The following is a 25,492-nucleotide window of genomic DNA, read 5'->3' on the forward strand; positions in this document are numbered from 1 at the left end:
GCGGCGTTTGCCATCCGGCTTCGCCTTCCCTCCCAATGGGTGGCCGATCCGCAACGCTCTCGTGTATAGCCGGCTGCGAGCCCTTCGATCGGCTCGCGCTGCCTCTCGTCGGGTTCCGTCACCATGCCCCCCACCCTCACTTTGCCGGACGGTCGCACGCTGGTGCTCGATGCGCCGCTGGTGATGGGGATCGTCAACGTCACGCCGGACTCCTTTTCGGATGGCGGGCTTCTGGCGGACGCCGAACACGCGGTCTCCCACGGCCTGCAGCTGGCGGCGGAGGGCGCAGCCATCGTCGATATCGGCGGCGAATCGACCAGGCCCGGACATGCGGAGGTCGATGCGCAGACGGAGCTTGCGCGCGTCCTGCCGGTCATTACGGGGCTGAGCCGAGCCGGCCGCGTGCCGATCTCGATCGATACCTGGAAAGCCGACGTGGCGGAGGCGGCATTGGCCGCGGGCGCCTCGCTCGTCAACGACGTCTGGGGGGCGCAGCGCGATCCCGGGATCGCCGACGTCGCGGCGGCAGCCGGCGCCCCGATCATCCTGATGCATAACCGCGACTCGATCGACGCCGCGCTCGACATCTTCGCAGAGGTGACGCGCTATCTTGAGAAATCGGTCGCCATCGCCCGCCGGGCGGGAGTTCCGGAGCGCCAGATCGTGATCGATCCCGGTATCGGCTTCGGCAAGACGCCGCGCCAGAACCTCGATCTCATTCGCGGTCTCGACCGGCTCTCGGTTCTCGGTTGCCCGATCCTGCTCGGTGCCTCCCGCAAATCCACGCTAGGGTTGATCACCGGGCGCAAAATCCCGGCCGAACGGCTCGCCGCGAGCCTGTCCGCTCATCTCTACGGCGCGAGCCGCGGCGCCGCCATCATCCGCGCCCACGACGTCGCGCCCCATGTCGACGCGCTCAAGGTCTGGCGCGCCATCGCCGACGAAACGCAGGTGTTCCCATGAGCGAAACCGGCCAGATCCTCATCGAGAAGCTCGACATCTACGCCTATCACGGCGTCTTCGCCGAGGAGGAACGGCTCGGCCAGCGCTTCCTGATCGACCTCGTGCTCGACGCCGATCTGCGCCCGGCCGCCACGAGCGACGCTCTCACTGATACCGTCGATTACGGCCGCGTCGTCGGCATCGTCGCTGAGACCTTCACGACCCGCCGGTTTCAACTGCTCGAGGCGGCAGCCAAGGCCATCGCCGACGCGCTTTTCGCCGAATTTTCCGCGATCACGCGCATCGAAATCACCCTGCGCAAGCCCGCGCCCCCCATCCCAGCGACGCTGGCCGCAACCGGCATCAGACTGAGCTTTCGCCGTGACGACTGAAGCCATCCTCGCCTTCGGCGGCAATCTCGGCGATCCCGTCGAAGCCTTCGCCAAAGCGCTGCGCAGCCTGCGCGCGCATCCCGGTGTCGCGCTCGTGCGACTGTCCTCGGTCTGGCGCACCGCGCCCTGGGGCAAGACGGATCAGCCGGAATTCCTCAACATGGCGGTCGCCATCACGACGAGCCTGCCGGCCGAACGCCTGTTGGAACTAGGTCTCTCCCTCGAACGCGAGGCCAAGCGCGAGCGGGCAGAGCGCTGGGGTCCGCGCACGCTCGATATCGATATCCTGACCTATGGCAATGAAGCGATCGATCGTCCCGGGCTGCAGATTCCGCATCCGCGCATCGCGGAGCGTGCCTTCGTCCTGGCCCCGCTGGCGGAACTCGATCCAGCCAAACCTATCGGCGGCATCCCCGTCGCCACGCTTTTAAACGCTCTCGCCGATGACAGCATCCGCCGCGACGAGGCCGCGACGGAAAAGCTCAGAGCCTTGCTCGAAACCTGATCACTCGCTCTTGTCGAGCGAGATATCCGGCGCGGTCGGCACCTTCATGCCGACGACATGGTAGCCGGCATCGACATGGAGAACTTCGCCGGTGATGCCGCGCGACATGTCGGACACCAGGAAGACCGCAGTCTCGCCGACCTCTTCGATCGTCACGGTCCGACGCAATGGCGAATTATATTCGTTCCACTTCAGGATGTAGCGGAAATCGCCGATACCGGAGGCGGCGAGCGTCTTGATCGGCCCGGCCGAGATCGCGTTGACGCGGATCTTGTCCGGCCCGAGATCGGCCGCGAGATACTTCACGCTGGTTTCCAACGCTGCCTTGGCCACGCCCATCACATTGTAATGCGGCATCCACTTTTCGGCGCCGTAATAGGTCAGCGTCAGCAGGGACCCGCCATCCGGCATCAGCTTCTCGGCGCGCTGCGCGATCGCCGTGAAGGAATAGGCCGAGATCAGCAGCGATTTCGAGAAGTTCGCTTCGCTCGTGTCGACATAGCGGCCGGTCAACTCGTCCTTGTCGGAAAAGGCGATGCAGTGGACGACGAAGTCGAGCTTGCCCCACAGCTTTTCGACCTCGGCGAAGACTGCGTCGATCGTCGCGGCATCGGTGACATCGCAATGGCCGACGACATGCCCGCCAAGCTGCTTGGCGAGCGGCTCGACCCGCTTCTTCAAAGCGTCACCTTGATAGGTGAAAGCGAGTTCCGCGCCGGCGTCCGCCGCTGCCTTTGCGATGCCCCAGGCGATCGACCGGTTGTTCGCCACGCCCATCACGAGCCCGCGCTTGCCCTTGAGCAAATTGGCGGTCGGCGAAATGGCGTTGGAATCAGGCATGGGAAACCCGCAGATGAACGATTGAGCAGGTCTCTTAGAACAGTCGCGGGAAAACGGGAACCGCTTTCAGGCCGGGCTCCACGGCTGAATCACAGGCTTCGAGCAGTCCGGGAACGACGGATCACGATTCGGCACGGCTCTTCATGAGCGCCGTGAGTTCGGCGTCGCTGGCCGGCATTTCGATGTCGATCGCGACGAACAGGTCGCCAGCCGTGCCCTTGTCGTCCTTCAGCCCCTTGCCGCGCAGCCGGAACTGCTTGGTCGTGCCGGTCATCGGAGCGATTGTCATCTCGACAGCGCCGGTCAGCGTCGGCACATGCAGCGGCCCGCCGAGCACGGCCTTGGCGAGCGGCACAGCCACGCGCGTGCGCAAATCCTTGCCATCGATGACGAAGCGCGGATCGGACTTGACCTTGATGGTCATCAGCACGTCGCCGCTCTCGCCCGAGACCGGATCGGTCTGTCCAAGCCCGCGCAGGCGCATCACCTTTCCATCGGTGACGCCTTCGGGAACCGTGATCTCGACCTCGCGGCCGCCCGGCAGTTTGATGCGCCGCGTCGAGCCGCCGGCAGCCTCGGCCAGAGTCACCTCCAGCGTGAAGCTCTGCTCCGCCGGCTTCTGCGGCTCGGCGCGGCCCCGTGCCCGGCGGCCTTGCTCCCCGAACAGCGAGGAAAAGATGTCGGCAGGGTCGAAGCCGGCTTCCGTGCCGCCGGCCCCCGCCCGCCCATAGGGCGAGCCGCCTTGGCCGAAATTGAATTCGAAACCGCCGGCGCGGTTGCCCCGGCCCGCGCCCATGCCCTCGAAGCCTTGAAAGCGCGGCTTGCCCTCCGCGTCGATCTCGCCACGATCGAACTGCTTGCGCTTGGTGTCGTCGCCGAGAATTTCATAGGCCGTATTGAGTTCGGCGAAGCGATCCTGCGCCTTGGGGTCATCCCGGTTTGCGTCGGGATGCAGCTTCTTGGCGCGGTTGCGAAAAGCCTTCTTGACCTCGGCGTCGCTGGCGGTGCGGGCGACGCCCAGAACCTGATACGGGTCGCGCATCCGAAGAACCTCGTTTCATACGATCGGGGACGGCCCGGCTCGCGGACCACCCTGTCACGTCTATCTGGGAGCGGTGTGGCGCGAACGCAACACCCGTTTTGACTTTCTCGGAAGCCGGGCCTATGCGCCATCTCGCAATCGTCATCGCGAAGAGCGAGCGACGAAGCAATCCAGGGGGACTGGGTGAGGGGTCCGCCCGGTCCTCCTGGATTGCTTCGCTCTGCTCGCAATGACGGTCGAATCTGTTGCCGCCCGCTGGAAGCTCAGCCGAGGCCTTTCCAGGGGTCCATATCCTTAACTGCCCACTCTCCGCCCGAAGGGCGGCAGGCCGTGCCCTGGAGCTTGAGCGGCTTGCTCTGCGTCTGCACGCTGGCGATGAAGGCACGGCAAATCTCGTCGGCGCGCAGGAAGGGCCCACCGACCGGGACGAAGGAGCCTTTGATCCCGCTTTGTGGATTGTCCCATGAGACGGCGGCGCCGTTCCCTTGCGGATCGAGCGCGACCGACATCGCCCCGTCGGCGCGGCGCAGATCCTCCGGGCCCAGTTCGCTTGCAAGCGTTCCGAGATTGGCGGTCTTCTCGGCTGGACGCGCCGGCAGGGAGGCGGTCGTGGCGACCTCGTCCTCGCTTTTGCTCGAAAGCCCGATGATCGGGAACGAAACGGAGCAGCCGGCGCAGAAAAGCCCGAGCAGCACAGCGCCCAACGCGGCATGTCGGCGCATGGCCGGCCCGCGCGCAGGAAGGCTTTGGCTCGCCATGGCGGCTGCCCTATATAAACCAACCGCCCGATACCGGATCAACACCCGCACGCCCGCACCCTTGCCCCTAGCAGAGGATTAGAGACTTGGAACGGTTAACGAGCGGTGACTTCACGCAGTCCGACGAGCCTTTTGCGTTGTTTCAGGAATGGCTCGACGAAGCCACGAAATCCGAGCCGAACGATCCCACCGGCATGGCGCTCTCGACGGTCGATGCCGACGGCTTGCCCAACAGCCGCATGGTGCTGCTGAAAGGCCATGGGCCGGATGGCTTCGTGTTCTACACCAACACCGAAAGCCAGAAGGGCGAGGAGCTGCTTGGGCAGCCCAAGGCCGCCCTGTTGTTTCACTGGAAGAGCCTGCGCCGGCAGGTGCGTATCCGCGGCACGGTCACCCAGGTGACCGACGCGGAATCGGACGCATATTTTCAGTCTCGTCCGCGCGACAGCCGCATCGGCGCCTGGGCCTCGCAGCAATCGCGCCCGCTGGAGAGCCGCTTCGCGCTGGAGAAGGCGGTTGCGAGCTACACCCTCAAATTCGGCATCGGCGAGATTCCCCGGCCATCCTATTGGCGTGGCTTTCGCGTCGCCCCGGCCTATATCGAGTTCTGGCGCGACGGCGCCTTCCGCCTGCACGACCGCGTCATCTTCAGCCGCGAGACAGCCTCGGCGGACTGGACCAAGAAGCGCTTCTATCCTTGAGGGAAACAACGCCCATGGCGATGCCGACATTCGATTTCCCCAAGACCGAAGCCGGCAAGCGCCCGGTGATGCTGCTGACCGGCGCCAGTCGCGGCATCGGCCACGCGACGGTGATGCAGTTCGCCATGGCGGGCTGGCGCATCCTCTCCTGTTCGCGCCAGGCGTTCTCGGACAAATGCCCGTGGCCGTCCGGCGCCGACGACCATGTCCAGATCGACCTCGGCGATCCCGAAGACACGATGCGCGGCATCGCCGAGATCAAGAAGCGGCTCCAGGCCGAGGGCGGCAAGCTCAACGCTCTCGTCAACAATGCCGGGATTTCGCCCAAAGGCCGCAACGGCGAGCGGCTGGGCGCGGCCACGACCTCCTTCAACGACTGGCACAAGGTCTTTCAGGTCAATTTCTTCGCGCCGATCATGCTGGCGCGCGGCCTGCTGGACGAGCTGACGGCGGCCAAGGGCGCCATCGTCAATGTCAGCTCCATCGCCGGCTCGCGCGTGCACCCCTTCGCGGGCGCTGCGTACGCGACGTCCAAGGCGGCGCTGGCCAGCCTGACGCGCGAGATGGCGGCCGATTTCGGACCGATCGGCATCCGCGTGAACTCGATCTCGCCCGGCGAGATCGATACCGCGATCCTCTCGCCCGGCACGGAAAAGATCGTCGCGACGCTGCCGTTGAAGCGCCTCGGCAAGACCGACGAAGTCGCCAAGGCGATCTATTTCCTTTGCACGGAGTCGTCGAGCTACGTCACCGGCTCCGAGCTGCACATCAATGGCGGGCAGCACGTTTGAACGGCGGCTCCGCCCGATGAACCCCGGCAGCGGCCAGATCATCCGCTTCCCGTCACCGGGAAAGGCAGCGGCCCGGCCGGTGCTGGCGGCCTCGATCGCGGTGTTTCGGGAGGGACAAGTGCTCCTCGCGACCCGGACCAAACCGCCGGCCGATCAGCTCTGGTCGTTGCCCGGCGGCAAGGTCGAGGCCGGCGAAACGCTCGAACAGGCCGCTTTGCGGGAACTGGAGGAGGAGGTCGGCGTCCGCGCCCGCATCCTCTCTTTCAACCGCCATGTCGAGATTTTCGGGCGCGATCCCGCAGGCGCCATCACCCATCACTTCGTCGTCGCCTCTTTCGTCGGCGCCTGGATCTCCGGCGAAGCGCAACCGGGGCCGGAGGCAGGCGCGGTGATGTGGGTAGATCCGCTGAAGCTCGGCGGGCTGCCGACCACGAGAGAGCTCGGCGACGTCCTGCGCCGGGCGCATCGACTGTTCATCGCGGCAGGCGACGCGTGAAGGGCGCAGCGCTCCTCCTCGCCGCTGTGATGGCCTGGACGCCTCTGACAGCCATTTCGCAGCAGCGGCCGCCGCCGAAATCCGTGCCGCAAAAGCCGGTCGAGCCGGCCCCGGCTGAGCCTAGCGGCCCGGCCTATGAGCCGCAGTTGCTCAAGCTCGCCGAAATCATGGGCTCGCTCGCCTATCTGCGAACACTGTGCGGGGCCAGCGAGGCGCAGGATTGGGGCAACCGCATGACGGCGCTGGTCGAGGCCGAAGGGCGCACGCCGCAGCGGCGCGACCGTCTCACCGCCGCGTTCAATCGCGGCTTCAAGGCTTATGCGCTGACGCATCGGGCCTGCACCGATGGCAGCCAGGAAGCGGCCTCCCGCCTCGCCGGTGAAGGCGAGCAATTGTCGAAAGCGCTCGCCGGCCGTTATGGCGGATAGGCAACAACTGTTGCCCAACTGCGCGGTCGTGGCGGATTTGATCGGACGCATTAACCTTTCTTAAACACCGCGCTGGCGTGCCGCGCTGGCACGGCCTAAGATTCAAACTCTCGGCGACCGTCGCGATCCGGAGCATAACCGGTGCGATTCGCAGCAGATTGAAGGCGAAGAGACCCGTTTCGATGCCGATCCAGCCCGACGACTCGATGCTCGACCCGAATCTCGCCGAAGACCACGGCGATGCGCGCCGCGTCGCCTATGGCTATGTCGAGGACGCCTTCGCCGAAGGGCAGCAGGACGGTCTCGATTCAGACGCGATGGCCCATGCCGCGCTGTTTGCGGCGCTGCGCACCCTCGTCGAGACCTATGGCGAGGAGGCCACGGCCGTCTTTACGGAAGCCTTGCCGGAAAAGGTCCGCTGCGGCGGCTTCACCAGCGGCACCCGCCACTAATCCGCTGCGACAGAACGGGCGTTTTCCGCCCTTTTCGCTATCAGGGCCCGCTCCTTGAGATTGCGCGTCAAATCGACAGCCTGATCGAAAGCGCAGGCCGCCTCGTCATGCCGGCCGAGCTTCGACAAAAGATCGCCCCGCACGCTCGGCAGCAGATGGTAGGCCTTGAGCGCCGGGTCGTTCGCGAGAGCCTCGACCCGGGCGAGGCCGGCTTGGGGGCCCTCCGCCATGCCGACGGCAACCGCTCGGTTCAGCTCCACGATCGGTGACGGCATCACGCGGGCCAGCACGCCATAGAGCGCTGCGATCCGCGCCCAATCCGTGTCCTCGGCGGTCCGCGCCCGGGCATGGCAGGCGGCGAGCGCGGCCTGCAACAGATACGGCCCCGGCCTCGTCCCGGCGAGACGTTGGGCGATTTCCAACACCTCGAGACCCCGCGTGATCAGCAGCCGGTCCCATCGCCCGCGATTCTGGTCGAGCAGCAGGATCGGCTCGCCATCGGGCCCGATCCGGGCGCCGAGACGCGATGCCTGCAGCTCCATCAAGGCGAGAAGCCCGAGAACCTCGGGTTCCTGCGGCGCGAGGGCGGCGAGGATGCGCCCCAGCCGCATCGCCTCCTCGCAAAGCGCGGGTCGGACCCAATCCTCTCCGGCAGTGGCGGCATAACCTTCGTTGAAGGTGAGGTAGACGACCTCCAGCACGGAGGCGAGGCGTGCGCCCAGTTCGGCGCCGGCTGGCACCTCATAGGGAATCCGGGCGTCGCTCAGTGTCTTTTTCGCGCGAACGATCCGCTGCGCCATCGTCGGCTCCGGAACGAGAAAGGCGCGCGCGATCTCCTCGGTCGTCAGCCCTGCGATCAGCCGCAATGTGAGCGCGAGCCGTGCCTCCCTGGGCAGGATGGGATGGCAGGCCGTGAAGATCAGCCGGAGCAGATCGTCGCCGACCTTATCGTCCAGCATGGCGTCGATATCCGGAGGCGTCGGTGCGCCCGTCGCGGTATGGTGGCCGAGCTCATCCTGCTTGCGGCGGACCATCACCGCATGGCGGGCCGCATCGAGAGCGCGATGCTTGCCGACCTGCATCAGCCACGCCGCCGGGTTATGGGGAACGCCCTGTTCGGGCCACTGCGCCAGCGCGGCAACCAGCGCGTCCTGCGCCAGCTCCTCGGCCTGGCCGATATCGCGCGTCAATCGCGCGAGGCCGGCGATCAGCTTGGGCGCCTCGATGCGCCAGACCGTCTCGATCGTGCGCTGTGTATCGCTGGCCGACATTGCCGACGATACTCAGCATCGGGCGATCCGGCTTGCAAGCGCCGGTGCCGCCCATGCGGCTCAGCTCTCGCCGGCCTGCTGCTTCAGCCGCTCCCACGCGGCCGCCGCCTCCGGCGTGACCACATCGCCGAAATCGGCCATCTCGAAATGCGGCCGGATCTCGATCTCGGATGGTCCCGGCATCGGGTTCGGGCAGCGCTTCACCCAGGCGATGGCCTCGTCCAGCGAAGCGCATTCCCAAAGCCAATAGCCCGCGACCAGTTCCTTGGTTTCCGCGAACGGCCCGTCGACGACGGTCCTTTGCGGGCCGTCGAACTGGACGCGGGCGCCCTTCGAACTCGGCTGCAGCCCATCGCCGCCCTTCATGATGCCGGCTTTCACGAGTTCCTCGTTGTAAGCCATCATCGCTGCCAGCATCTCGGCACTCGGCTTCGCACCGGCCTCGCTATCGTGGGTCGCTTTGACCAGGATCATGAAGCGCATCGCTCAACCCTTCCGCTCGATGTCGGCCCGATGCCTGGTCTCCTGCTCGCAGAGCTCCGGCGTCATCGCCGCGCCGAAATCCTCCATCTCGAAGACGGGCCTGAGCTCGATCTCGGTGCCGCCGTCGAAGGGCGCGCGCTTCAGCCACTCGACGGCCTCGTCCATCGACTTCACCTGCCAGAGCCAGAAGCCGGCGAGCAGTTCCTTCGTCTCGGCGAAGGGGCCGTCAGTCAGCGTGCGCTCGCTTCCGGAAAAGCGGATGCGCAGGCCCTTGGCGCTGGAATGCAACCCTTCGGCCGCCAGCAGGATGCCGGCCTTCACCAACTCCTCGTTATAGGCCCCCATCTTCATGAGGATGTCCTGGCTCGGCAGGATGCCGGCCTCGCTGTCCTTGTTCGCCTTGACCAGAACCATCACGCGCATGGATCTTCTCCCTGGGTTGGGAGAAGGGCATCGGCCGGTGCCGCATCCCCTTCTCTGTCCTCACGTCGAACGGGGCTCGCCGGAATCGACATGGCCCCGAATCTTTTTTGAATTCTTTTGCCGCCGGTCCCGTGATCTTAGTCCTGCCCCGGCAGCGCCTCCAGAAAGCGAGCCGGCTCGCCCTGCGACGGAGCCGTCAGTTCGCCCTCCCACATCACCTTCAGCCCGCGCACATAGGTGCCCACAGGCCAGCCGGTGACGGTGACGCCGTCATAGGGCGTCCAGCCGCATTTCGACGCGCCCCAGGCGTTGGTGATCGTCTCGCGGCGCTTCAGGTCGACAACGGTGAAGTCCGCATCATAGCCGACAGCGATCCGGCCCTTGCCTTCCAGCCCGAAGATGCGCTGCGGCCCGGCGCTGCTGAGATCGACGAAGCGTTCCAGCGTCAGCCGGCCGGCATTCACATGGTCGAGCATGATCGGCACCAGCGTCTGCACGCCGGGCATGCCGGAATGGCTCGCGGGATAGGCATGGTGCTTCTCCTCATGCGTATGCGGCGCATGGTCGGAGCCGAGCACGTCGACGATGCCCTGTTCCACGCCCCACCAGATGCGCTGGCGATGACTGTCATCGCGGATCGGCGGGTTCATCTGGGCGTAGGTGCCGAGCCGCTGGTAGCAATCGGGCGCCACTAGCGTCAGATGGTTTGGCAGCACCTCGACGGTGGCGACATCCTTATGGTCCTTCAGGAATTCCATCTCGTCGCCGGTGGAGATGTGCAGGATGTGGACACGAGCGCCGGTTTCCCGCGCGATCCGCACCAGCCGCTTCGTGCAGGTCAGCGCCACTTCGGGCGAGCGCCAGACCGGATGGCTCGACGGGTCGCCTTCGACCCGCAGGCCCATCCGCTCGCGCAGCATCATCTCGTCTTCAGAGTGGAAAGCCGCGCGCCTTCGCGTGCGCTTCAGGATCTCCGCTACGCCCTTATCGTCCTCCACCAGCAGATCGCCGGTCGACGAGCCCATGAAGACCTTGATGCCGGCCGCGCCGGGCAGCCGTTCGAGCTCGGCCACATCCGCGGCGTTCTCATGCGTCCCGCCGACCCAGAAGGCGAAGTCGCAATGCATACGCTGGCGCCCGCGCCTGACCTTGTCGGCCAGCGCCTCCGGCGTCGTCGTCTGCGGAATGGTGTTGGGCATCTCGAAGACGCAGGTCACGCCGCCCAGCACCGCCGCGCGCGAACCCGTCTCCAGATCCTCCTTGTGGTCGAGCCCCGGCTCGCGGAAATGCACCTGGCTGTCGATCACGCCGGGCAGGATGTGCAGGCCGGTGCAATCGACCGTCTCACCGGCCGAGGCCATCGACAAATCGCCCAACGCCATGATCCTGCCACCGACGATCCCGACATCGCGCTGAACGCGCCCGTCCTGGTTCACCACGGTGCCGCCCTTGAGAATGACGTCGTAGGTCTGCGGCATGGCGGGTCTCCGGGTGGCATCGAGAGAGAAGGCAGGTCGAAGGAATTAGCGGAAAGAGCCCGCCGAGGCGAGTTGAGAACGCGGCCGAAGCCGCCTACCTATCGCCACGACGTCATTTGCAGACGCGACCGTCATTGCGAGCGAAGCGAAGCGAAGCAATCCAGTAAGACCGGGTGAGACGTTCAGCCCCGCCCCTCTGGATTGCTTCGTCGCTGCACTCCTCGCAATGACGACAAGGGCTCGCCGGGAGACCAACTCATGTCAGCCACTCACCTGATCGATCGCGGCGCCATTCGCGTCAGTGGCGAGGAGGCCCGCGACTTCCTGCAGAACCTCGTCACCAACGACATGGATACAGTCACACCCGAGCGGGCCGGCTATGGCGCGCTGCTGACGCCGCAGGGCAAGATCATCTGCGATTTCTTCATCGTCGCGCTGCCACCCAACGAAGGCGGCGGCTTCCTGCTCGATACGCCGCTGCTGCAGATTCCAGACCTGATGAAACGCCTCAAGCTCTACAGGCTGCGCGCCAAGATTGCGCTCGACGATCTGACGCAGCAGAGCGCCGTGCTCGCCTCCATCGATGACGCGACGCTGCAAGCCGAAGGCGCGCTGATCTATGACGATCCGCGCCTGCCCAACATGGGCCAGCGCGCCATCGTCGATGCGGCCGGGGTCGAGAGCCTGGTCGATGCCGAGCCTGAGGCTTATCACGCGCGTCGCGTCGCGCTCGGCGTGCCGGCAGGCGGGCGTGACTTCCCCTACGGCGACACCTTTCCGCACGAGGCGCTGCTCGACCAGCTCGGCGGCGTCTCCTTCAAGAAGGGCTGCTATATTGGCCAGGAGGTCGTCTCCCGCATGCAGCATCGCGGCACGGCCCGCACCCGTATCGTGCCGATCGTCTTCAACGAGGGCATCGCGACGGAAACCGGCGCTCAGGCGTTGGCCGGCGGCAAGGCACTCGGCACCATCGGCTCCACAGCGGATGGCAAGGCCCTGGCCTTGCTCAGGCTGGACCGTCTGGCTGATGCGATGGCGGCTGGCGAAACTCCGCTTGGCGGCGGTCTCGCCTTTCATCTCGCGCATAAGCCCGGCTTTATCCGCTTCCCCTTCCCCGGCGAGCCGGACTTCGGAGTCGCCGCATGAGCGAAGCTCTGATCGAGGAGCGTATCGCGGTCGAGGGCCCCGACGGCAAGTTCCGCTGCCGCTGGCCCGGCACCGACCCGCTTTACCTCACCTATCACGACACCGAATGGGGCGTGCCGGAATATGATTCGCGCGCGCTCTGGGAGAAGCTGATCCTCGACGGGTTTCAGGCCGGCCTGTCCTGGATCACCATCCTGAGGAAGCGCGATGCTTTTCGATCGGGCTTCGCCGGTTTCGAGCCGGAGGCCGTCGCCCGCTTCGGCGAGGCCGATGTGCAGCGCTTGCTCGCCGATCCCGGCATCATCCGTCATCGCGGCAAGATCGAGGGCACCATCAAGAGCGCGCAGGCCTATCTTGGAATCAGCGAGCGCGAGCCCTTCGCCGATTTCCTCTGGAAGCATCTCGACGGCCGCGTGCTCCAGAACAGCTTCCGCACGCAAGGCGAGGTTCCCACGCAAACGAAGACCTCCGAATCGATGGCCAAGGACCTCAAGAAAGCCGGCTTCACCTTCTGCGGCCCGACCATCGTCTACGCCTTCATGGAGGCCTGCGGGTTGGTCAACGACCACCTGACCGGTTGCTTTCGCTGGAGCGAATGCGCCGCTCTGGCCCGGGATATGCGGGCGGCATGACCTCCCGGCCCATCCTCATAGCCCTCATCCTGAGGAGGCCGCTTCAGCGGCCGTCTCGAAGGATGCTCCAGGAGGCTCCGGAACCTTCTGGAGCATCCTTCGAGACGCAAGCTGCGCTTGCTCCTCAGGATGAGGGCTGTGGGAGCCGGGTTTACGTCGGTTCGGGCCGCGCATGAGACACAGCCCCGCACAGCCTCGCGCCTGGCAGCGCATGCTCTCCGGCCGGCGGCTGGATCTCCTCGACCCCTCCCCGCTCGATATCGAGATCGAGGACATCGCCCATGGCCTGGCCCGCGTCGCCCGCTGGAACGGACAGACGCAAGGGCCGCATTCCTTCTCGGTCGCGCAACATTCCCTGCTGGTCGAGGCGATTGCGGGCCATCTCAACCCGGATTGGAGCAACGACTGGCGGTTGATGGCGCTGCTGCATGACGCGCCGGAATATGTCATCGGCGACATGATCTCGCCGTTCAAGGTGGTGATGGGGGATGCCTACAAGAGCGTCGAGCTGAGGCTTCTGACTGCGATCCACCTGCGCTTCGGGCTGCCGTCGGAAACGCCTGCCCTGCTCCGCAAACGGACCAAGGAGGCCGACACCATCGCCGCCTTCTTCGAGGCGACGCGGCTTGCCGGCTTCGCCCGCGAGGAGGCGCTGACCTATTTCGGCCGGCCCAAAGCCATGCCGGCCGATGTCCTGCATTTGCTCGAGCCACTCGACACGGAGACCGCGCAAGCGCGCTTCCTGTCGCGTCACGCAGCCCTGTCGGGCTCCGCGCCTGGCGGCGACCTTACTGCGTCAGACGCACCTGGCTGATCTCGGCTGCGATCGACTTGAAGATCGGGCTGAGCTGCGAGGCCGACGTCACCTCGTAATACATGTTCGTCGCGGAGGCGCAGTTGCGCAGCAGGGTCGCGTTCCCGTCCATCACGCGGATCGTGTAGACATTGGTCCCCGTCGCCTTGATGCTGGTACAGGCGAGGCTCGTCCGAGCATCGATGTCCGATTGGTTGGATGTATATCGGTTCTGCGTGTTGTCGCCGTCGGTCAGCAGGATCATATATTTCTTCAGCCGCGGCTGGGTGAAGGGCTTGGCCTCCGTAAAAGGGGCATTCGGTGTGAGCGTCGCTAGGCCCCAGACCGCACCGATCGTCACGTTGGTGTTGCCGGTCGGGGTCATCGCATCGATTCGGGCGTTGAGCGATGTCCAGTCCGAGGTCAGCGGCAGGATCTGCGCCAGCGAGGACACCGCGCACCAATAAGCCGGATATTGCTGCGCGCTGGAGCTGAACGAGTAGTCATCGGTGGTGTCGTAGTTTTGGTCGCGATCCTGGATGCAGCCTTCGCTCGCTTGTGACCAGGTCGCCTTATCCATCGTGTCGCACTTCGTGTCATACTTCCAGGTCAGCAAATTGAAGACCTGCTTACAGTTCCGCGTCGCGCCATAGCGCATCCACTGCTCGTTCTGGAAGGTGCGGTCGATGCGGACCTGAGTGGCGAAGGGCACGATCGAGATGCGGATCTGGTCCGTCGTCTCGGTGGCGTTCTTCATGATCTGGATGAGATCCTTGGCGGCAGCCTTCAATGCGTCCATCTTCCCGCTCTGCGCCATCGAGCCGGTGTTATCGAGCACCAGCGCAAGCTCGATCGTGTTCGTGCCCCAGGTCGACTGGCTCGTCGTCGACACCGGCAAGGATGAGGTGCCGATCACTTGGCTGATCGTCGCCGGAACGGCACCGTTGGCGACGATCATGACCGTGCGTGCGGTACGGTCGATCGTCACCGTAACGCCGGTGAACTGGTCTTTGGCGTCGCTGGGGAGGTTGTCCTTCACCCAGGCGTTGATCCGGGAGGTCAGTTGCGCATCGGTCAGCTTCTGCGCGTCGCGCGCCGCCATCAGCGCCGCCGAATCGACCGCGGAGGACAACGCTTGCCGGACGCGGCTGGCGCGCGAATAATCCACCGCGACACCGATGACGCCCATCAGCGGCACAAGGGCCAGCGCGAACATCATCGCCACATTGCCGCGCTCGTTCCGGCGGAACTGTTTCAGCAGGCGATGCAGGAGGCTGATCTTGCTCATGCGCGTCATTTCCCGATCGAACGAGAGGGTTCGACGGTGAAGCCTTGGCGCTCGCGGCTTACGAATTGATAAAATCGATCTGCGGGATTCGGCTGCATCGGCACATTTTGAGCAAAAATCGCGGTTTGATAGGGGTTATGGTGTTCAAAATAGATGAACCAGCGACCGCCAAGCGGGCGGCCTCTAAACTGTTTCCAAAAGGGAACAAGTGATCGTCACGATACGCCGTTTCGAAAACAATCGGATTGCCTCAGCATGGCAGCGTTCTCAGGGATCTTCGGAGAGAAACGATGAGCGAAACGCCCACCCTCGCGCTGCCTGAAGGCGTTGCCGTGAAAGGCGCCCTTCATCCCCGCTTCGATGAAGTCCTCACCCATGATGCGCTCGCCTTCGTGGCGGACCTTCACCGCCGCTTCAACGAGACCCGCAAGCGCCTTCTCGCGCTCCGGGTCGAGCGCCAGAAGCGCTTCGACGCCGGCGAGACGCCGGACTTTCTCACTGAGACCCGCCACATCCGTGAAGGCGACTGGAAAGTCGCGCCGATCCCGGCCGATCTGCAGGACCGCCGCGTCGAGATCACCGGCCCGGTCGATCGCAAGATGATCATCAACGCGCTGAATTCCGGTGCGAAGGTCTTCATGGCCGATTTCGAGGACGCGTCGTCTCCGGTCTGGGCCAATATGATCGAGGGCCAGCTCAACCTCAGGGATCGCTGGGCGAACAAAATCGATTTTACCGATCCGAACAACGGCAAGGACTATAAGGTCAAGGACAAGCCGGCCGTCTTGATCATCCGCCCGCGCGGCTGGCATCTGCCGGAGCGGCATATCGAGATCGACGGCGAGACCGCCTCGGGTTCGCTCGTCGATTTCGGGCTCTATGTCTTCCACAACGCCAAGGCGGCGCTGGCGGCCGGTTCCGGTCCGTATTTCTACCTGCCGAAGCTGGAAAGCCATCTCGAAGCGCGTCTCTGGAACGACGTCTTCGTCGCGGCGCAGAATGCGCTCGGGCTCAAGACCGGCACCATCAAGGCGACCGTGCTGATCGAAACGCTGCCGGCTGCCTTCGAGATGGATGAAATCCTCCACGAGCTGCGCGAGCACATGGCCGGGCTGAACTGCGGCCGCTGGGACTACATCTTCTCCTTCATCAAGAAGCTCGCCCGCAACAAGGCCTATGTGCTGCCGGATCGCTCGCAGGTCGTGATGTCGAAGGCGTTTCTGCGGGCCTATTCCCTGTTGCTGATCAAGACCTGCCACAAACGCGGCGCCTTCGCGATGGGCGGCATGGCGGCGCAGATCCCGGTCAAGAACAACCCCGAAGCCAACGCCGCAGCCTTCGCCAAGGTCAAGGCCGACAAAGAGCGCGAGGCCGGCGACGGCCATGACGGCACCTGGGTCGCCCATCCCGACCTTGTCCCGGTGGCGATGGAGGTGTTCGACCGTCTGATGCCGCAGGCCAACCAGCTCGACAAGGGGCGCGAGGACGTCGAAGTCGGCGCCAGCGACCTGCTGGAGGTCCATCAGGGCACGCGTACGGAAGCGGGTTTCCGCGAGAATATCCGCGTCGGCGTGCAGTATCTCGAGGCCTGGCTGCGCGGGCGCGGCGCGGTGCCGATCTACAACATGATGGAAGATGCCGCGACGGCCGAGATCAGCCGCGCTCAGATCTGGCAGTTCGTCCGATACGGCGTCGCGCTCGAAGGCGGCGTGACGGCGGATGCCGCCCTGTTCAAGCGCTGCTTGGCCGAGGAAATGGAGCGGGTGAAGGGAGAGGTCGGGGCTGATAGTTACGCCAAGGGCCGCTTCCCGGAGGCAATCGCGCTGTTCGAGCAGCTGTCTCTGGCACCGAATTTCGAGGATTTCCTGACCGTGCCCGCCTACGGAAAACTCGGCTGACGGACTTAACGATGGCAGGAAGAGGCGCTGTCGCAAGACAGCGCCTCTTCCTGCCAGCCGGCATGCGCGGCCCACCAGATCCGCATCGCGACGACCGCCGCCATCAGCACCACGGAGACCAAAGGGTGGAACGCGTCAGCCTTCCACCCTCCGGCGGACTGACGTCGGAGCGTCCGATAGACCGCCTCGCGGCGGCGGCGATAGGTGCCGATGACCGACATGGGTGCTCCTTTGGGCTGAAAGCCTGCCGAGCGGCGAGCCGGAGCTCATTCGCCTGCGAAATCGCGCCTTGACGCACGGTCGAGGGGCTCATCGACCGGGCGTGGCAGATTCTCGATCGCCTCGCGAAGTGCTGGCAGCAGCGCCTCGCTGGCCGACATGAGCGGGGCCCGGCAGGCCGGGTCGAAACCGGGATGCAGCAGCGCCAACGCGAGCTTGACCAGCACAGGGTCCGGTTCGGAGCCGAGCAGATCGAGCAGGGGGACGAGCCGTCGCTGCATGATTTGACCCTGACCATGCAGGTCCGAGCGCACCGCGCTGCCGAGCCTCGCCAAACCCTGCGGCGCCAGATTCCCGATGCTGGTGACAGCGCCGCAGCCGCCGGTCAGCAGATAGGCTGGGATCGTGTCCGCCGCGCCCGTGAGCCGCAGGAAACGGCGGTCGCGCAGTCGCCCGATCCGTTCGCACTGGCGGAGATCGCCGCGCCGCTCCAGGATTCCGATGACGTTGGACGTTTCGCCCAGCCGCTCTAGCGTTTCCGGCAGGACCTCGACGCCGCAGCGATCGGGGTCGTTGTCCAGAACGATATCCAGCCCTGTAGCCTGCGCTGCCGCCTCGATATGCGCGACCAACCCTGCCTGCGTGGGACGGCTGTAATAGGGCATGCGCAGCAACAGCGCCGAGGCGCCGGCCTTCTCGGCTGCGATGACCTCCTCGACCGTCCGGCCGGTCGCGTAGGTCCCGACGGCGGCGATCACCAGATAATGCCGTCCGGCGATATTCCGAGCGGCCGACAGGAGCGTCAACCGCTCGGCCTCGCTCAGCGCCGAGGTTTCGCCGGTCGCCGTCGCCAGCACGATGCCGTCCGCGCCCTGCGCGATCTGCCAATCGATCAGGCGTTCGAGCGCGTTCAGGTCGAGCTCGCCGTCGTTGAACGGCGTGACCAGCGCCGTGAACATGCCGTGAAGCCAATGGTTCATGGCGGTACTCAGAGCAGTCTTAGCCGTCTCGGCGTCACGCGTACCGCGCGCGGCCGATGGGCTGTCTCGGCCACGGCGTAGCGCAGCGCCGCAGCCTGATCGGAAAACAGGCCGCCGCCGCGCCCATGCGTCTCGACGGCGAGCCAGTGTCCCTCGTCATCCCGGCCGATCAGAAAGGCGGGAAGGTCGGCGAAGCGCTTATGATGGATGCGTTGCATTGTCCTGCTGCCCAGGCGGCCCGGAGCCGCAGGAACGAGACTAGGCCCGGCGCCATAGCCGTTCGAGGCGGAAGCAGCGCGGCGCGCATGTGAATCATGTAGGAATTTCGGACGCGCGCCAGCGCCATGACCTTGGCTTTTCGCCCAAGGGAAGCCCGCCCAGCCGGGGTCGAGGCTCCCGCGAGCATGCAGGCGCTTTCAGGATGCGGTTCGGATCGGAATCATCCTATGACGCCGCCATGGACTTCCTGCCCCGTCTCGACCGCATCATCACCCGTTATCGCGCGGAGATCGCCTCGCCGCGAGAATACCTGTCCCTGCTTCGCTGGCAGCTTGAGCAGGGCCACGCGCTCGACAGCCGCGACACCTTTCCGGGGCACCTCACCACCAGCGCCTTCGTGCTGTCGTCCGATCATGCGTGGGTGCTGCTGATCGACCATGTCGTGATCGGGCGCTGGCTGCAGCCGGGCGGACATTGGGAGGCCGCAGCGCAGTTTCATCTGTCGGCGGCGCGCGAGGCGATCGAGGAGACCGGCGTGCAGGGCCTGCGGCTGCACCCCTGGCACGGCAGCGAGGACCTGCCGTTCACCATCGACAGCCATGACGTGCCGGGCAAGCCGGCGCGTGGCGAACCCGATCATGTCCATCACGACCTGCAATATCTCTTTCTCGCCGATCCCGACCTGCCGCTGGTCCCGCAAGAGGAAGAGGTGCACGCCGCCGCCTGGAAGCCGCTTGAGGCCCTGGCAGAGATCGCGCCGCGCGCGCTGGCCCGCATCGCCCTGCTTCCGCCCCTCGGGTGAGTGTTGCATCGCAACAACAACGGGGCGGATATCGAAAACAACTATGGCTCTTTAATCGCCGCTCCAGTTGCGGCAGCGCAAGGTGTCATTGTCGTCTGCGAATCACTGGCGGCTCGTGCAATCGGAATTCGCGTCATGAACCTTCGCTTCTCCTCGACCCTGGCCGTGACGCTGACCTTGCTGGCGTCAGCGGCAGGCGCCGCTGATCTGCCCTCCCGCAAGGGCGCTCCCGCAGCGCCGGCCCCTGTCGTCTCGGCCTGCACCGAGACCGACAGCATCCCGACCGACGCCTTCGGCTTCACCACCGGCTCGGAAGTGGCCGCTGTCGGCGCCTTCGGCCCGAGCCTGACCTATCAGGGCGGCTACGGCACGCGCATCGGCCGCTCGAACAGTCACGGTGCACAGCTTCAGGGCTCTTACGGGCTGTTTCCTTGCGCCGAGGTCGGCCCCTATCTGCTGGGCGGCGCCACCAATTCCCGCGCGCTCGGCGTCGGCAACGACTCCACCAGCTATGGCGCCGGCGTCGAGATGAAGTACCGCCTGCTCGGACGCGACATGCACGGGCTGGGCCTGACGCTGGTCATCGACCCCAGCGCCAACCGCACCGATCCGGACGGCCTCGCCCGCACCTTCACCACCTACAACACCGGCATCCGGCTCTATGCCGACAAGGCGCTGATCGCGAACAAGCTCTACGCCGCGTTCAACGTCTCGCAGGATCTGACCTGGACCGGGCCCTCCCCCTATGGCCGCTCCTCGACGTTGACGCTCGCCGGCTCGCTCGCCTGGCAGGTGCAGGACGGGCTCTATCTGAGCGGCGAGGTCCGTCATCAGCGCAAGCACAACGAGCTCGGCTTCGGCAAGGACGTGGGCAATGCCACCTATGTCGGCCCCGGCGTGTTCTGGCAGGCCAGCAAGGAATGGGCGCTCTCGGCCGCCTACAACATCCAGGTCGCCGGCAAGGCCAAGGGCCAGCCCGGCGATCTCGACCTGACCAATTTCAGCCGCCATGTGCTGAAGGTGAAAGCCGGCTACAGCTTCTGACCACCACGACCGAGCATCTCGCATCAGGGCGGCAGCGGCAACGCGGCCGCCCTTTCCATTTGCAGCGGGGTTGACGTACTGCTCCTCGGACGAGACTCGAGGAAGGATCCGCCCGATGAAGACCCGTGCCGCCGTCGCCTGGGAAGCCGGCAAGCCGCTCACCATCGAGACCATCGAGATCGGCGGCCCGAAAGCCGGCGAAGTTCTGGTCGAGGTCATGGCGACCGGCATCTGTCACACCGACGCTTACACGCTGTCGGGCCTGGATTCCGAGGGGAAATTCCCGGCGATCCTGGGCCATGAGGGCGCGGGAATCGTCCGCGAGATCGGCGCCGGCGTCACCTCGCTCAAGGTCGGCGACCACGTCATCCCGCTCTACACGCCGGAATGCCGCAACTGTAAGTCCTGCCTCTCGCAGCGCACGAACCTTTGCACCTCGATCCGTGCGACGCAGGGGCAAGGCGTGATGCCGGACGGCACCTCGCGCTTCTCCTGCGAAGGCGGCGAGGTGTTTCACTATATGGGCTGCTCGACCTTCGCGAACTTCACGGTCCTGCCCGAGATCGCGCTGGCGAAGGTCCGCGAGGACGCGCCCTTCGACAAGATCTGCTACATTGGCTGCGGCGTCACCACCGGCATCGGCGCGGTGATCTACACGGCAAAAGTCTGGCCCGGCGCGAACGTGGTCGTGTTCGGTCTCGGCGGCATCGGCCTCAACGTCATTCAGGGCGCCCGCATGGTCGGCGCCGACAAGATCATCGGCGTCGACATCAATCCCGCCCGGCAGGAGATCGCGCGCAGGTTCGGCATGACCCACTTCGTCAACCCGAAGGAGGTCGGCAACGACAAGGTCGTGCAGGCGATCGTCGATCTGACTGGCGGCGGCGCCGACTTCTCCTTCGACGCAACCGGCAATACCGACGTCATGCGCCAGGCGCTAGAATGCTGCCATCGCGGCTGGGGCGAGTCGATCGTCATCGGCGTCGCCGAGGCCGGGAAGGAGATCTCCACCCGCCCGTTCCAGCTCGTCACCGGCCGCGTCTGGAAAGGCACGGCCTTCGGCGGCGCGCGCGGGCGCACCGACGTACCCAAGATCGTCGACTGGTACATGGAGGGCAAGATCAACATCGACGACCTGATCACCCACAAGCTCAGCCTCGACGAGATCAACACCGGCTTCGACCTGATGCATGAGGGCAAGTCGATCAGGAGCGTAGTGGTTTACTGAAGAGCGTCGCTTTCTGAACGCATCGGCAGGGCAAGACAGCTCGTCATTCCGGGGCAGCGCATAGCGCTGAACCGGAACCCACGACTGGGTGTGACCTTTGACGACGCAACCGGGCACGATCGCCCGGTCGTGGGTTCCGGGTTCTTCGCTCCGCGAAGCCCCGGAATGACAAAGGTCGCGCAACCACAAAGGATACCCCATGGAACTGCTCTCCAGCTCGAAAGCCTTCGGCGGCTCCCAGCGCGTCTATCGCCATCAGAGCCAGGCCTGCGCTTGCCCGATGACCTTCGCGATCTACCTGCCCCATCAGGCGGAGGACGGGCCGGTGCCGGTGCTGTGGTATCTTTCGGGCCTGACCTGCAGCCACCAGAACGTCATGGACAAGGGCGAGTACCGCGCTGCGGCCGCCGCCAACGGCATCGCCGTGATCTGCCCCGACACCTCACCGCGCGGCGAGGATGTGCCAGACGAGCCCGACAATTGGCAGTTCGGCTCCGGCGCGGGCTTCTACCTCGATGCGACGCAACAGCCCTATGCCAAGAACTACCGGATGGAGAGCTATATCCGCGACGAGCTGCCGGCGCTGGTCGCCAGCAACTTCCCGCTCGATATGTCCCGCCAGGGCATTTTCGGCAATTCCATGGGCGGCCATGGCGCGATCACGCTCGCGCTCAAGAGCCCGGAGCGCTACCGCTCCGTTTCCGCCTTTGCGCCGATCAGCCAGCCCTCCACCGCCGGCTGGTCGCGCCCTGCCTTCGAAAAATACCTCGGCTCAGATGAGGCGGCCTGGCGCGGCTATGATGCGACGCTGCTCATCGCCGATGGCCACCGGCTGCGCGAATTGCTGGTCGACCAGGGCAGCGCCGACGGCTTCCTCGATGAAGGCTTGCGTCCGCAACTCCTGGAGGTCGCTTGCGCGACAGCCGGTATCCCGCTCCAGCTCACCATGCGGGAGGGCTACGACCATTCCTACAATTTCGTCTCGACCTTCATGGCACAGCACATCGCCTGGCATGCCGAGCGCCTGAGCGCATAGGGACTTTGGAACGGCCCTCCCCTCAACGGCGTTCCTGAAGGAGACTTCAGCGCTGGGGAGCCGACCATGGCCAAGCCGAGAATGCCGCAGAGCGACCGCTCGCTGTTTACCCGTCTGTCGCAGACGGTGTCGCAATGGGCGGGCAAGCCGCAGACCTTTGTCGGCGCCGCCGCGATCATCGTGCTTTGGGCGCTCTCCGGGCCGTTCTTCGGCTACAACGACACCTGGCAGCTCGTCATCAACACCTCGACGACGATCGTCACCTTCCTGATGGTCTTCATCATCCAGAACAGCCAGAACCGCGACACGGCGGCGATGCAGATCAAGCTCGACGAACTGATCAACCGTATCGAAGGCGCTCGTAACGAACTGCTCGACCTCGAGGAGCTCGACTCCGACAAGATCGAGGAAATCCGCAAGGAATTCGAGGCGCTCGCCGGCAAGGCGCGCGAAGCCTCCAGCAAGAGCGCGGCACAGGCTTGCGCGACCGAAGGTTAAGAACCCGCGGCGAGCTTCAGCGAAAAGTAAGGTTAGCGCTTAAGGTTAAGTGTCAGTTAGGAAATTCCTGCCACCGTCCTTCTCGTTGGTAACACGCACGGTCTGCGTTTCGAGCCGTGCAAACGCGAAGGACACTGCCATGGGCAGCCTGAAAACTTTTGCGCTGTCGGGCGTCCTGGCCCTCGGTGCATCCGCTGCGGCCCACGCGGCCGATCTCGCCTACGCTCCGCCCCCGCCACCCGAGCCGCTCGGCCTCAAGGGTACCATCTCCAGCGGAATCTATCTGCGCGGCGATATCGGTGTCGGCGTCGAGAGCATCAGCAAATACAGCCAGGACGACACCGTGCAGTTCGGCGGCAGCTTCTTTGGCGCGGCCAAGAGCAATGCCACCTTCTTCGGCGGCGTCGGCATCGGCTATCGCTTCAACAACTGGCTTCGCGCCGACATCACCGGCGAATATCGTGGCGCTGGCCAGATCGGCGTCAACGACATCGTCTACAACCCATTCAACAACGGGAACCAGACCAACACCTACAAGGGCAACCTGACCTCGCTGGTCACCTTGTTCAACGGCTATATCGACCTCGGCACCTGGAACTGCCTGACGCCGTATATCGGCGGCGGCATCGGCTTCGCCAACAATCGCATCGAGGGCCTGACCGATCAGGGCGTCCTGCTGGGCAACTTTGTCGGCTCGACGCTGGGCACCGCCTCCAGCGGCTCGAAGACCGGCCTTGCCTGGGCTTTGATGGCCGGCGTCGGCTACGAGGTGAACAAGAACCTCACGCTGGAATTCGGCTATCGTTACCTCAACCTCGGCGATGCCCGCTCCGGCCGCATCATGAACGCCTTCAACAGCGAGAACTACGCCCCGCTGAAGGCCAAGGACATCGACAGCCACGATTTCCGCATCGGCATGCGCTGGAACTTCGGCGACCCGAACTGCTGCGGCACGCCGGAGCCTGTCGCCTACGCCCCGCAGCCGACGGTGCGGAAATACTGAAGGCGAAAGCTTAAAACGACGACGAAACGGCGCGGATCACTCCGCGCCGTTTTGTTTTGTGACCAGTCAGCCAAGACTTGAGGATGCCAGTCCTCGTTTCCGTAAAGCGCTCAGCGCAGGAGCGACTGCCCGGTCATTTCTGCGGGCTGGGGCAGCTCCATCAGCGCGAGCAGCGTCGGCGCGATATCGGCAAGCCGACCGTCCGCGAGACCTGTCGCCTGTCCCCCGACCAGGATCAGCGGGACCGGGTTGGTGGTATGAGCCGTGTGCGGCTTGCCAGTCACCGGATCGACCATCAGCTCGGCATTGCCGTGATCGGCCGTGACCAGCAGCGCCCCGCCCTGCCGCTGGACGGCGGCCACGATGGCGCCCAACCCCGTATCCACCGTCTCGGCCGCCTTGATCGCGGCCGCGAGCACACCGGTGTGGCCGACCATGTCGGTGTTGGCGAAATTCAGGATCACCAGATCGTAACGCTCTGAATCGATGGCTTCCACGGCTTTGGCCGTGAGTTCCCGCGCCGACATCTCGGGCTGGAGATCATAGGTCGCGACCTTGGGCGAAGGCGCCATCGTCCGGTCCTCGCCCGGATAGGGCGTCTCCTCCCCGCCGTTGAAGAAATAGGTGACGTGCGGATATTTCTCGGTCTCCGCCATGCGGATTTGCTTCAGCCCGGCCTTAGCGACCGTCTCGCCGAGCCCGTTGGCGAGCGTCTGCGGGGCGAACAGGGCCGGCATGACCTTGTCGAGCTCGGCGCTGTAGGAGGTCATGCTGACCGCCTTGGCGAGATGGGCCACGCGCGGCCGTGCAAAACCGGCGAAATCCGGCTCCAGCACTGCGTTCAGGAGTTCGCGGATGCGGTCGGAGCGGAAATTGAAACTCAGTAGCCCGTCGCCATCCGCGATGCCGCGATACGCGCCGATGACGGCCGGCAGGATGAACTCGTCGTTCATATTCCCGGCATAGGCGTCAGCGATGGCCGCTTGGGCGTCGACAAAGGCCGGCCCCTCGCCCAGCACGAGGGCTCGCCACGCCTTCTCGACCCGCTCCCAGCGATTGTCGCGGTCCATCGCGTAATAGCGTCCGCAGACCGTTGCGATCGTCGCTCCGGCAGGCAGCGCGGCCTCGAAGGATTTGAGATAATCGGCGGCCGATTGCGGCGGCGTATCGCGCCCGTCGGTGAAGACATGCACCTTCACCGCGATTCCATGAGCGGCGACGATCTTCGCGAGCGCCACCGCATGGTCCTGATGCGCATGGACGCCGCCGGGCGAGACGAGGCCGACGAGGTGGCATGCACCACCGCTCGCCTTCAGCGCCGCGACCAGCCCGCTCGCAGCCAGCGCCTGCGCGATCGAGCCGTCCGTGATCGCCTGATTGATCCGCGGCAGATCCTGCATCACGACGCGGCCGGCGCCGAGATTAAGGTGGCCGACTTCCGAATTGCCCATCTGGCCTTCCGGCAAGCCGACATCGAGCCCCGACGTCTTCAGAAAGGCGTGCGGAGAGGACGCCCATAACCGGTCGAAATTCGGCGTGTTCGCGAGCTTGATCGCGTTGTTTTGCGCGTCCTCGCGCCAACCCCAGCCATCGAGGATCATCAGCATCACGGGACGGGGCGGCATCGGTCGACCTTGGTTAGGACAGGCTGCCCTGCCGGATACCACGCTGCGCGGCCTCGACGCGAGAGCGAAGACATGGGCG

At 65.3% G+C, this 25,492-nt stretch carries 30 protein-coding genes; 18 read left to right on the forward strand and 12 right to left on the reverse strand.

The window, feature by feature from the left end; all coding sequences use genetic code 11:
• Positions 1-123 precede the first annotated feature (123 nt).
• The 3 genes from folP to folK are packed head-to-tail and all read left to right on the forward strand — an operon-like array spanning position 124 to position 1,839.
• Positions 124-963: a dihydropteroate synthase gene (gene folP / locus AC1DR6_RS14695; protein ID WP_476829990.1), complete on the forward strand. Its 840-nt coding sequence runs from the start codon at positions 124-126 to the stop codon at positions 961-963.
• Positions 960-1,334, forward strand: coding sequence for a dihydroneopterin aldolase (folB, locus tag AC1DR6_RS14700; RefSeq protein ID WP_476829991.1), 375 nt, complete (start codon positions 960-962; stop codon positions 1,332-1,334). Before folP ends, folB begins: the two co-directional genes overlap by 4 nt.
• Positions 1,324-1,839 carry a 2-amino-4-hydroxy-6-hydroxymethyldihydropteridine diphosphokinase gene (gene folK / locus AC1DR6_RS14705; protein WP_476829992.1) on the forward strand — a complete coding sequence of 172 codons (516 nt, stop codon included), beginning with the start codon at positions 1,324-1,326 and terminating at the stop codon, positions 1,837-1,839. The genes folB and folK overlap by 11 nt, the downstream gene beginning before the upstream one ends.
• On the opposite strand, the gene fabI is transcribed toward folK, so the two are convergent.
• The 3 genes from fabI to AC1DR6_RS14720 form a co-directional block, all read right to left on the reverse strand.
• Positions 1,840-2,679: an enoyl-ACP reductase FabI gene (fabI, locus tag AC1DR6_RS14710; RefSeq protein WP_476829993.1), complete on the reverse strand. Its 840-nt coding sequence runs from the start codon at positions 2,677-2,679 to the stop codon at positions 1,840-1,842.
• 121 nt (positions 2,680-2,800) lie between these two features.
• On the reverse strand, positions 2,801-3,721 hold the full coding sequence (locus tag AC1DR6_RS14715; RefSeq protein ID WP_476829994.1) for a DnaJ C-terminal domain-containing protein: 921 nt from the start codon (positions 3,719-3,721) through the stop codon (positions 2,801-2,803).
• A gap of 263 nt (positions 3,722-3,984) precedes the next feature.
• Positions 3,985-4,443 carry an RT0821/Lpp0805 family surface protein gene (locus tag AC1DR6_RS14720; protein ID WP_476829995.1) on the reverse strand — a complete coding sequence of 153 codons (459 nt, stop codon included), beginning with the start codon at positions 4,441-4,443 and terminating at the stop codon, positions 3,985-3,987.
• A gap of 122 nt (positions 4,444-4,565) precedes the next feature.
• Here AC1DR6_RS14720 and pdxH point away from each other — a divergent pair, with 122 nt between their 5' ends.
• The 5 genes from pdxH (at position 4,566) to AC1DR6_RS14745 (ending at position 7,347) form a co-directional block, all read left to right on the forward strand.
• Complete coding sequence (pdxH, locus tag AC1DR6_RS14725) at positions 4,566-5,180, forward strand: pyridoxamine 5'-phosphate oxidase (protein WP_476829996.1); 615 nt, start codon at positions 4,566-4,568, stop codon at positions 5,178-5,180.
• A 68-nt stretch (positions 5,181-5,248) separates the two neighbouring features.
• Positions 5,249-5,971 carry an SDR family NAD(P)-dependent oxidoreductase gene (locus AC1DR6_RS14730; RefSeq protein ID WP_476830218.1) on the forward strand — a complete coding sequence of 241 codons (723 nt, stop codon included), beginning with the start codon at positions 5,249-5,251 and terminating at the stop codon, positions 5,969-5,971.
• A 16-nt stretch (positions 5,972-5,987) separates the two neighbouring features.
• Positions 5,988-6,467: an NUDIX hydrolase gene (locus tag AC1DR6_RS14735; protein ID WP_476829997.1), complete on the forward strand. Its 480-nt coding sequence runs from the start codon at positions 5,988-5,990 to the stop codon at positions 6,465-6,467.
• On the forward strand, positions 6,464-6,895 hold the full coding sequence (locus tag AC1DR6_RS14740; protein ID WP_476829998.1) for a TIGR02301 family protein: 432 nt from the start codon (positions 6,464-6,466) through the stop codon (positions 6,893-6,895). The genes AC1DR6_RS14735 and AC1DR6_RS14740 overlap by 4 nt, the downstream gene beginning before the upstream one ends.
• Before the next feature lie 182 nt (positions 6,896-7,077).
• Complete coding sequence (locus tag AC1DR6_RS14745; RefSeq protein WP_476829999.1) at positions 7,078-7,347, forward strand: hypothetical protein; 270 nt, start codon at positions 7,078-7,080, stop codon at positions 7,345-7,347.
• Here AC1DR6_RS14745 and AC1DR6_RS14750 read toward each other — a convergent pair.
• The 4 genes from AC1DR6_RS14750 to AC1DR6_RS14765 form a co-directional block, all read right to left on the reverse strand.
• Positions 7,344-8,618 carry an RNA polymerase sigma factor gene (locus tag AC1DR6_RS14750; RefSeq protein ID WP_476830000.1) on the reverse strand — a complete coding sequence of 425 codons (1,275 nt, stop codon included), beginning with the start codon at positions 8,616-8,618 and terminating at the stop codon, positions 7,344-7,346. The two genes, AC1DR6_RS14745 and AC1DR6_RS14750, sit on opposite strands and share 4 nt — an antisense overlap.
• Before the next feature lie 60 nt (positions 8,619-8,678).
• Positions 8,679-9,101, reverse strand: a complete 423-nt coding sequence (locus tag AC1DR6_RS14755) for a YciI family protein (protein WP_476830001.1) — start codon at positions 9,099-9,101, stop codon at positions 8,679-8,681.
• A 3-nt stretch (positions 9,102-9,104) separates the two neighbouring features.
• Entirely contained in the window at positions 9,105-9,524 is a 420-nt protein-coding gene (locus tag AC1DR6_RS14760; RefSeq protein ID WP_476830002.1) for a YciI family protein, read from the reverse strand.
• A 137-nt stretch (positions 9,525-9,661) separates the two neighbouring features.
• On the reverse strand, positions 9,662-11,002 hold the full coding sequence (locus AC1DR6_RS14765) for a dihydroorotase (RefSeq protein WP_476830003.1): 1,341 nt from the start codon (positions 11,000-11,002) through the stop codon (positions 9,662-9,664).
• A gap of 258 nt (positions 11,003-11,260) precedes the next feature.
• On the opposite strand from AC1DR6_RS14765, the gene ygfZ reads away from it, so the two are divergent.
• The 3 genes from ygfZ to AC1DR6_RS14780 all read left to right on the forward strand — a co-directional run bounded on the left by ygfZ (position 11,261) and on the right by AC1DR6_RS14780 (position 13,594).
• Complete coding sequence (ygfZ, locus tag AC1DR6_RS14770; RefSeq protein ID WP_476830004.1) at positions 11,261-12,148, forward strand: CAF17-like 4Fe-4S cluster assembly/insertion protein YgfZ; 888 nt, start codon at positions 11,261-11,263, stop codon at positions 12,146-12,148.
• Positions 12,145-12,780 (forward strand): DNA-3-methyladenine glycosylase I, encoded by a 636-nt coding sequence (locus AC1DR6_RS14775; protein WP_476830005.1) that lies wholly within the window; start codon positions 12,145-12,147, stop codon positions 12,778-12,780. The genes ygfZ and AC1DR6_RS14775 overlap by 4 nt, the downstream gene beginning before the upstream one ends.
• Before the next feature lie 172 nt (positions 12,781-12,952).
• Positions 12,953-13,594 (forward strand): YfbR-like 5'-deoxynucleotidase, encoded by a 642-nt coding sequence (locus AC1DR6_RS14780; RefSeq protein ID WP_476830006.1) that lies wholly within the window; start codon positions 12,953-12,955, stop codon positions 13,592-13,594.
• On the opposite strand, the gene AC1DR6_RS14785 is transcribed toward AC1DR6_RS14780, so the two are convergent.
• Entirely contained in the window at positions 13,569-14,861 is a 1,293-nt protein-coding gene (locus tag AC1DR6_RS14785) for a vWA domain-containing protein (protein ID WP_476830007.1), read from the reverse strand. The genes AC1DR6_RS14780 and AC1DR6_RS14785 overlap by 26 nt on opposite strands.
• A gap of 290 nt (positions 14,862-15,151) precedes the next feature.
• Here AC1DR6_RS14785 and aceB point away from each other — a divergent pair, with 290 nt between their 5' ends.
• On the forward strand, positions 15,152-16,759 hold the full coding sequence (gene aceB, locus AC1DR6_RS14790; RefSeq protein ID WP_476830008.1) for a malate synthase A: 1,608 nt from the start codon (positions 15,152-15,154) through the stop codon (positions 16,757-16,759).
• Between the two features lie 5 nt (positions 16,760-16,764).
• Here the strand turns inward: aceB and AC1DR6_RS14795 are convergent, their stop codons facing one another.
• Genes AC1DR6_RS14795 through AC1DR6_RS14805 form a run of 3 tightly spaced genes read right to left on the reverse strand, consistent with a single transcriptional unit; the run spans position 16,765 to position 18,176 of the window.
• Positions 16,765-16,980, reverse strand: a complete 216-nt coding sequence (locus AC1DR6_RS14795) for a hypothetical protein (protein WP_476830009.1) — start codon at positions 16,978-16,980, stop codon at positions 16,765-16,767.
• Between the two features lie 45 nt (positions 16,981-17,025).
• Entirely contained in the window at positions 17,026-17,958 is a 933-nt protein-coding gene (locus AC1DR6_RS14800; protein WP_476830010.1) for a dihydrodipicolinate synthase family protein, read from the reverse strand.
• An 8-nt stretch (positions 17,959-17,966) separates the two neighbouring features.
• A complete protein-coding gene (locus tag AC1DR6_RS14805) occupies positions 17,967-18,176 on the reverse strand; it encodes a hypothetical protein (RefSeq protein WP_476830011.1) in 210 nt (69 codons plus the stop codon).
• A gap of 239 nt (positions 18,177-18,415) precedes the next feature.
• Here AC1DR6_RS14805 and AC1DR6_RS14810 point away from each other — a divergent pair, with 239 nt between their 5' ends.
• From AC1DR6_RS14810 to AC1DR6_RS14835, 6 genes are all read left to right on the forward strand, one after another.
• Entirely contained in the window at positions 18,416-18,979 is a 564-nt protein-coding gene (locus AC1DR6_RS14810; protein ID WP_476830012.1) for an NUDIX hydrolase, read from the forward strand.
• Between the two features lie 135 nt (positions 18,980-19,114).
• On the forward strand, positions 19,115-20,023 hold the full coding sequence (locus AC1DR6_RS14815; protein ID WP_476830013.1) for a hypothetical protein: 909 nt from the start codon (positions 19,115-19,117) through the stop codon (positions 20,021-20,023).
• A 115-nt stretch (positions 20,024-20,138) separates the two neighbouring features.
• The gene (locus AC1DR6_RS14820; RefSeq protein ID WP_476830014.1) at positions 20,139-21,251 is read left to right on the forward strand and encodes an S-(hydroxymethyl)glutathione dehydrogenase/class III alcohol dehydrogenase; all 1,113 of its coding nucleotides are present in this window, start codon (positions 20,139-20,141) and stop codon (positions 21,249-21,251) included.
• Positions 21,252-21,450: 199 nt separating this feature from the next.
• Positions 21,451-22,287: an S-formylglutathione hydrolase gene (gene fghA, locus AC1DR6_RS14825; RefSeq protein ID WP_476830015.1), complete on the forward strand. Its 837-nt coding sequence runs from the start codon at positions 21,451-21,453 to the stop codon at positions 22,285-22,287.
• A 66-nt stretch (positions 22,288-22,353) separates the two neighbouring features.
• Positions 22,354-22,785: a low affinity iron permease family protein gene (locus AC1DR6_RS14830; RefSeq protein ID WP_476830016.1), complete on the forward strand. Its 432-nt coding sequence runs from the start codon at positions 22,354-22,356 to the stop codon at positions 22,783-22,785.
• Positions 22,786-22,924: 139 nt separating this feature from the next.
• Positions 22,925-23,788, forward strand: a complete 864-nt coding sequence (locus tag AC1DR6_RS14835; protein ID WP_476830017.1) for an outer membrane protein — start codon at positions 22,925-22,927, stop codon at positions 23,786-23,788.
• A gap of 110 nt (positions 23,789-23,898) precedes the next feature.
• On the opposite strand, the gene gpmI is transcribed toward AC1DR6_RS14835, so the two are convergent.
• Positions 23,899-25,413, reverse strand: coding sequence for a 2,3-bisphosphoglycerate-independent phosphoglycerate mutase (gpmI, locus tag AC1DR6_RS14840; protein WP_476830018.1), 1,515 nt, complete (start codon positions 25,411-25,413; stop codon positions 23,899-23,901).
• Positions 25,414-25,492 lie beyond the last annotated feature (79 nt).

This window comes from Allobosea sp. P5_A5, assembly GCF_056400625.1.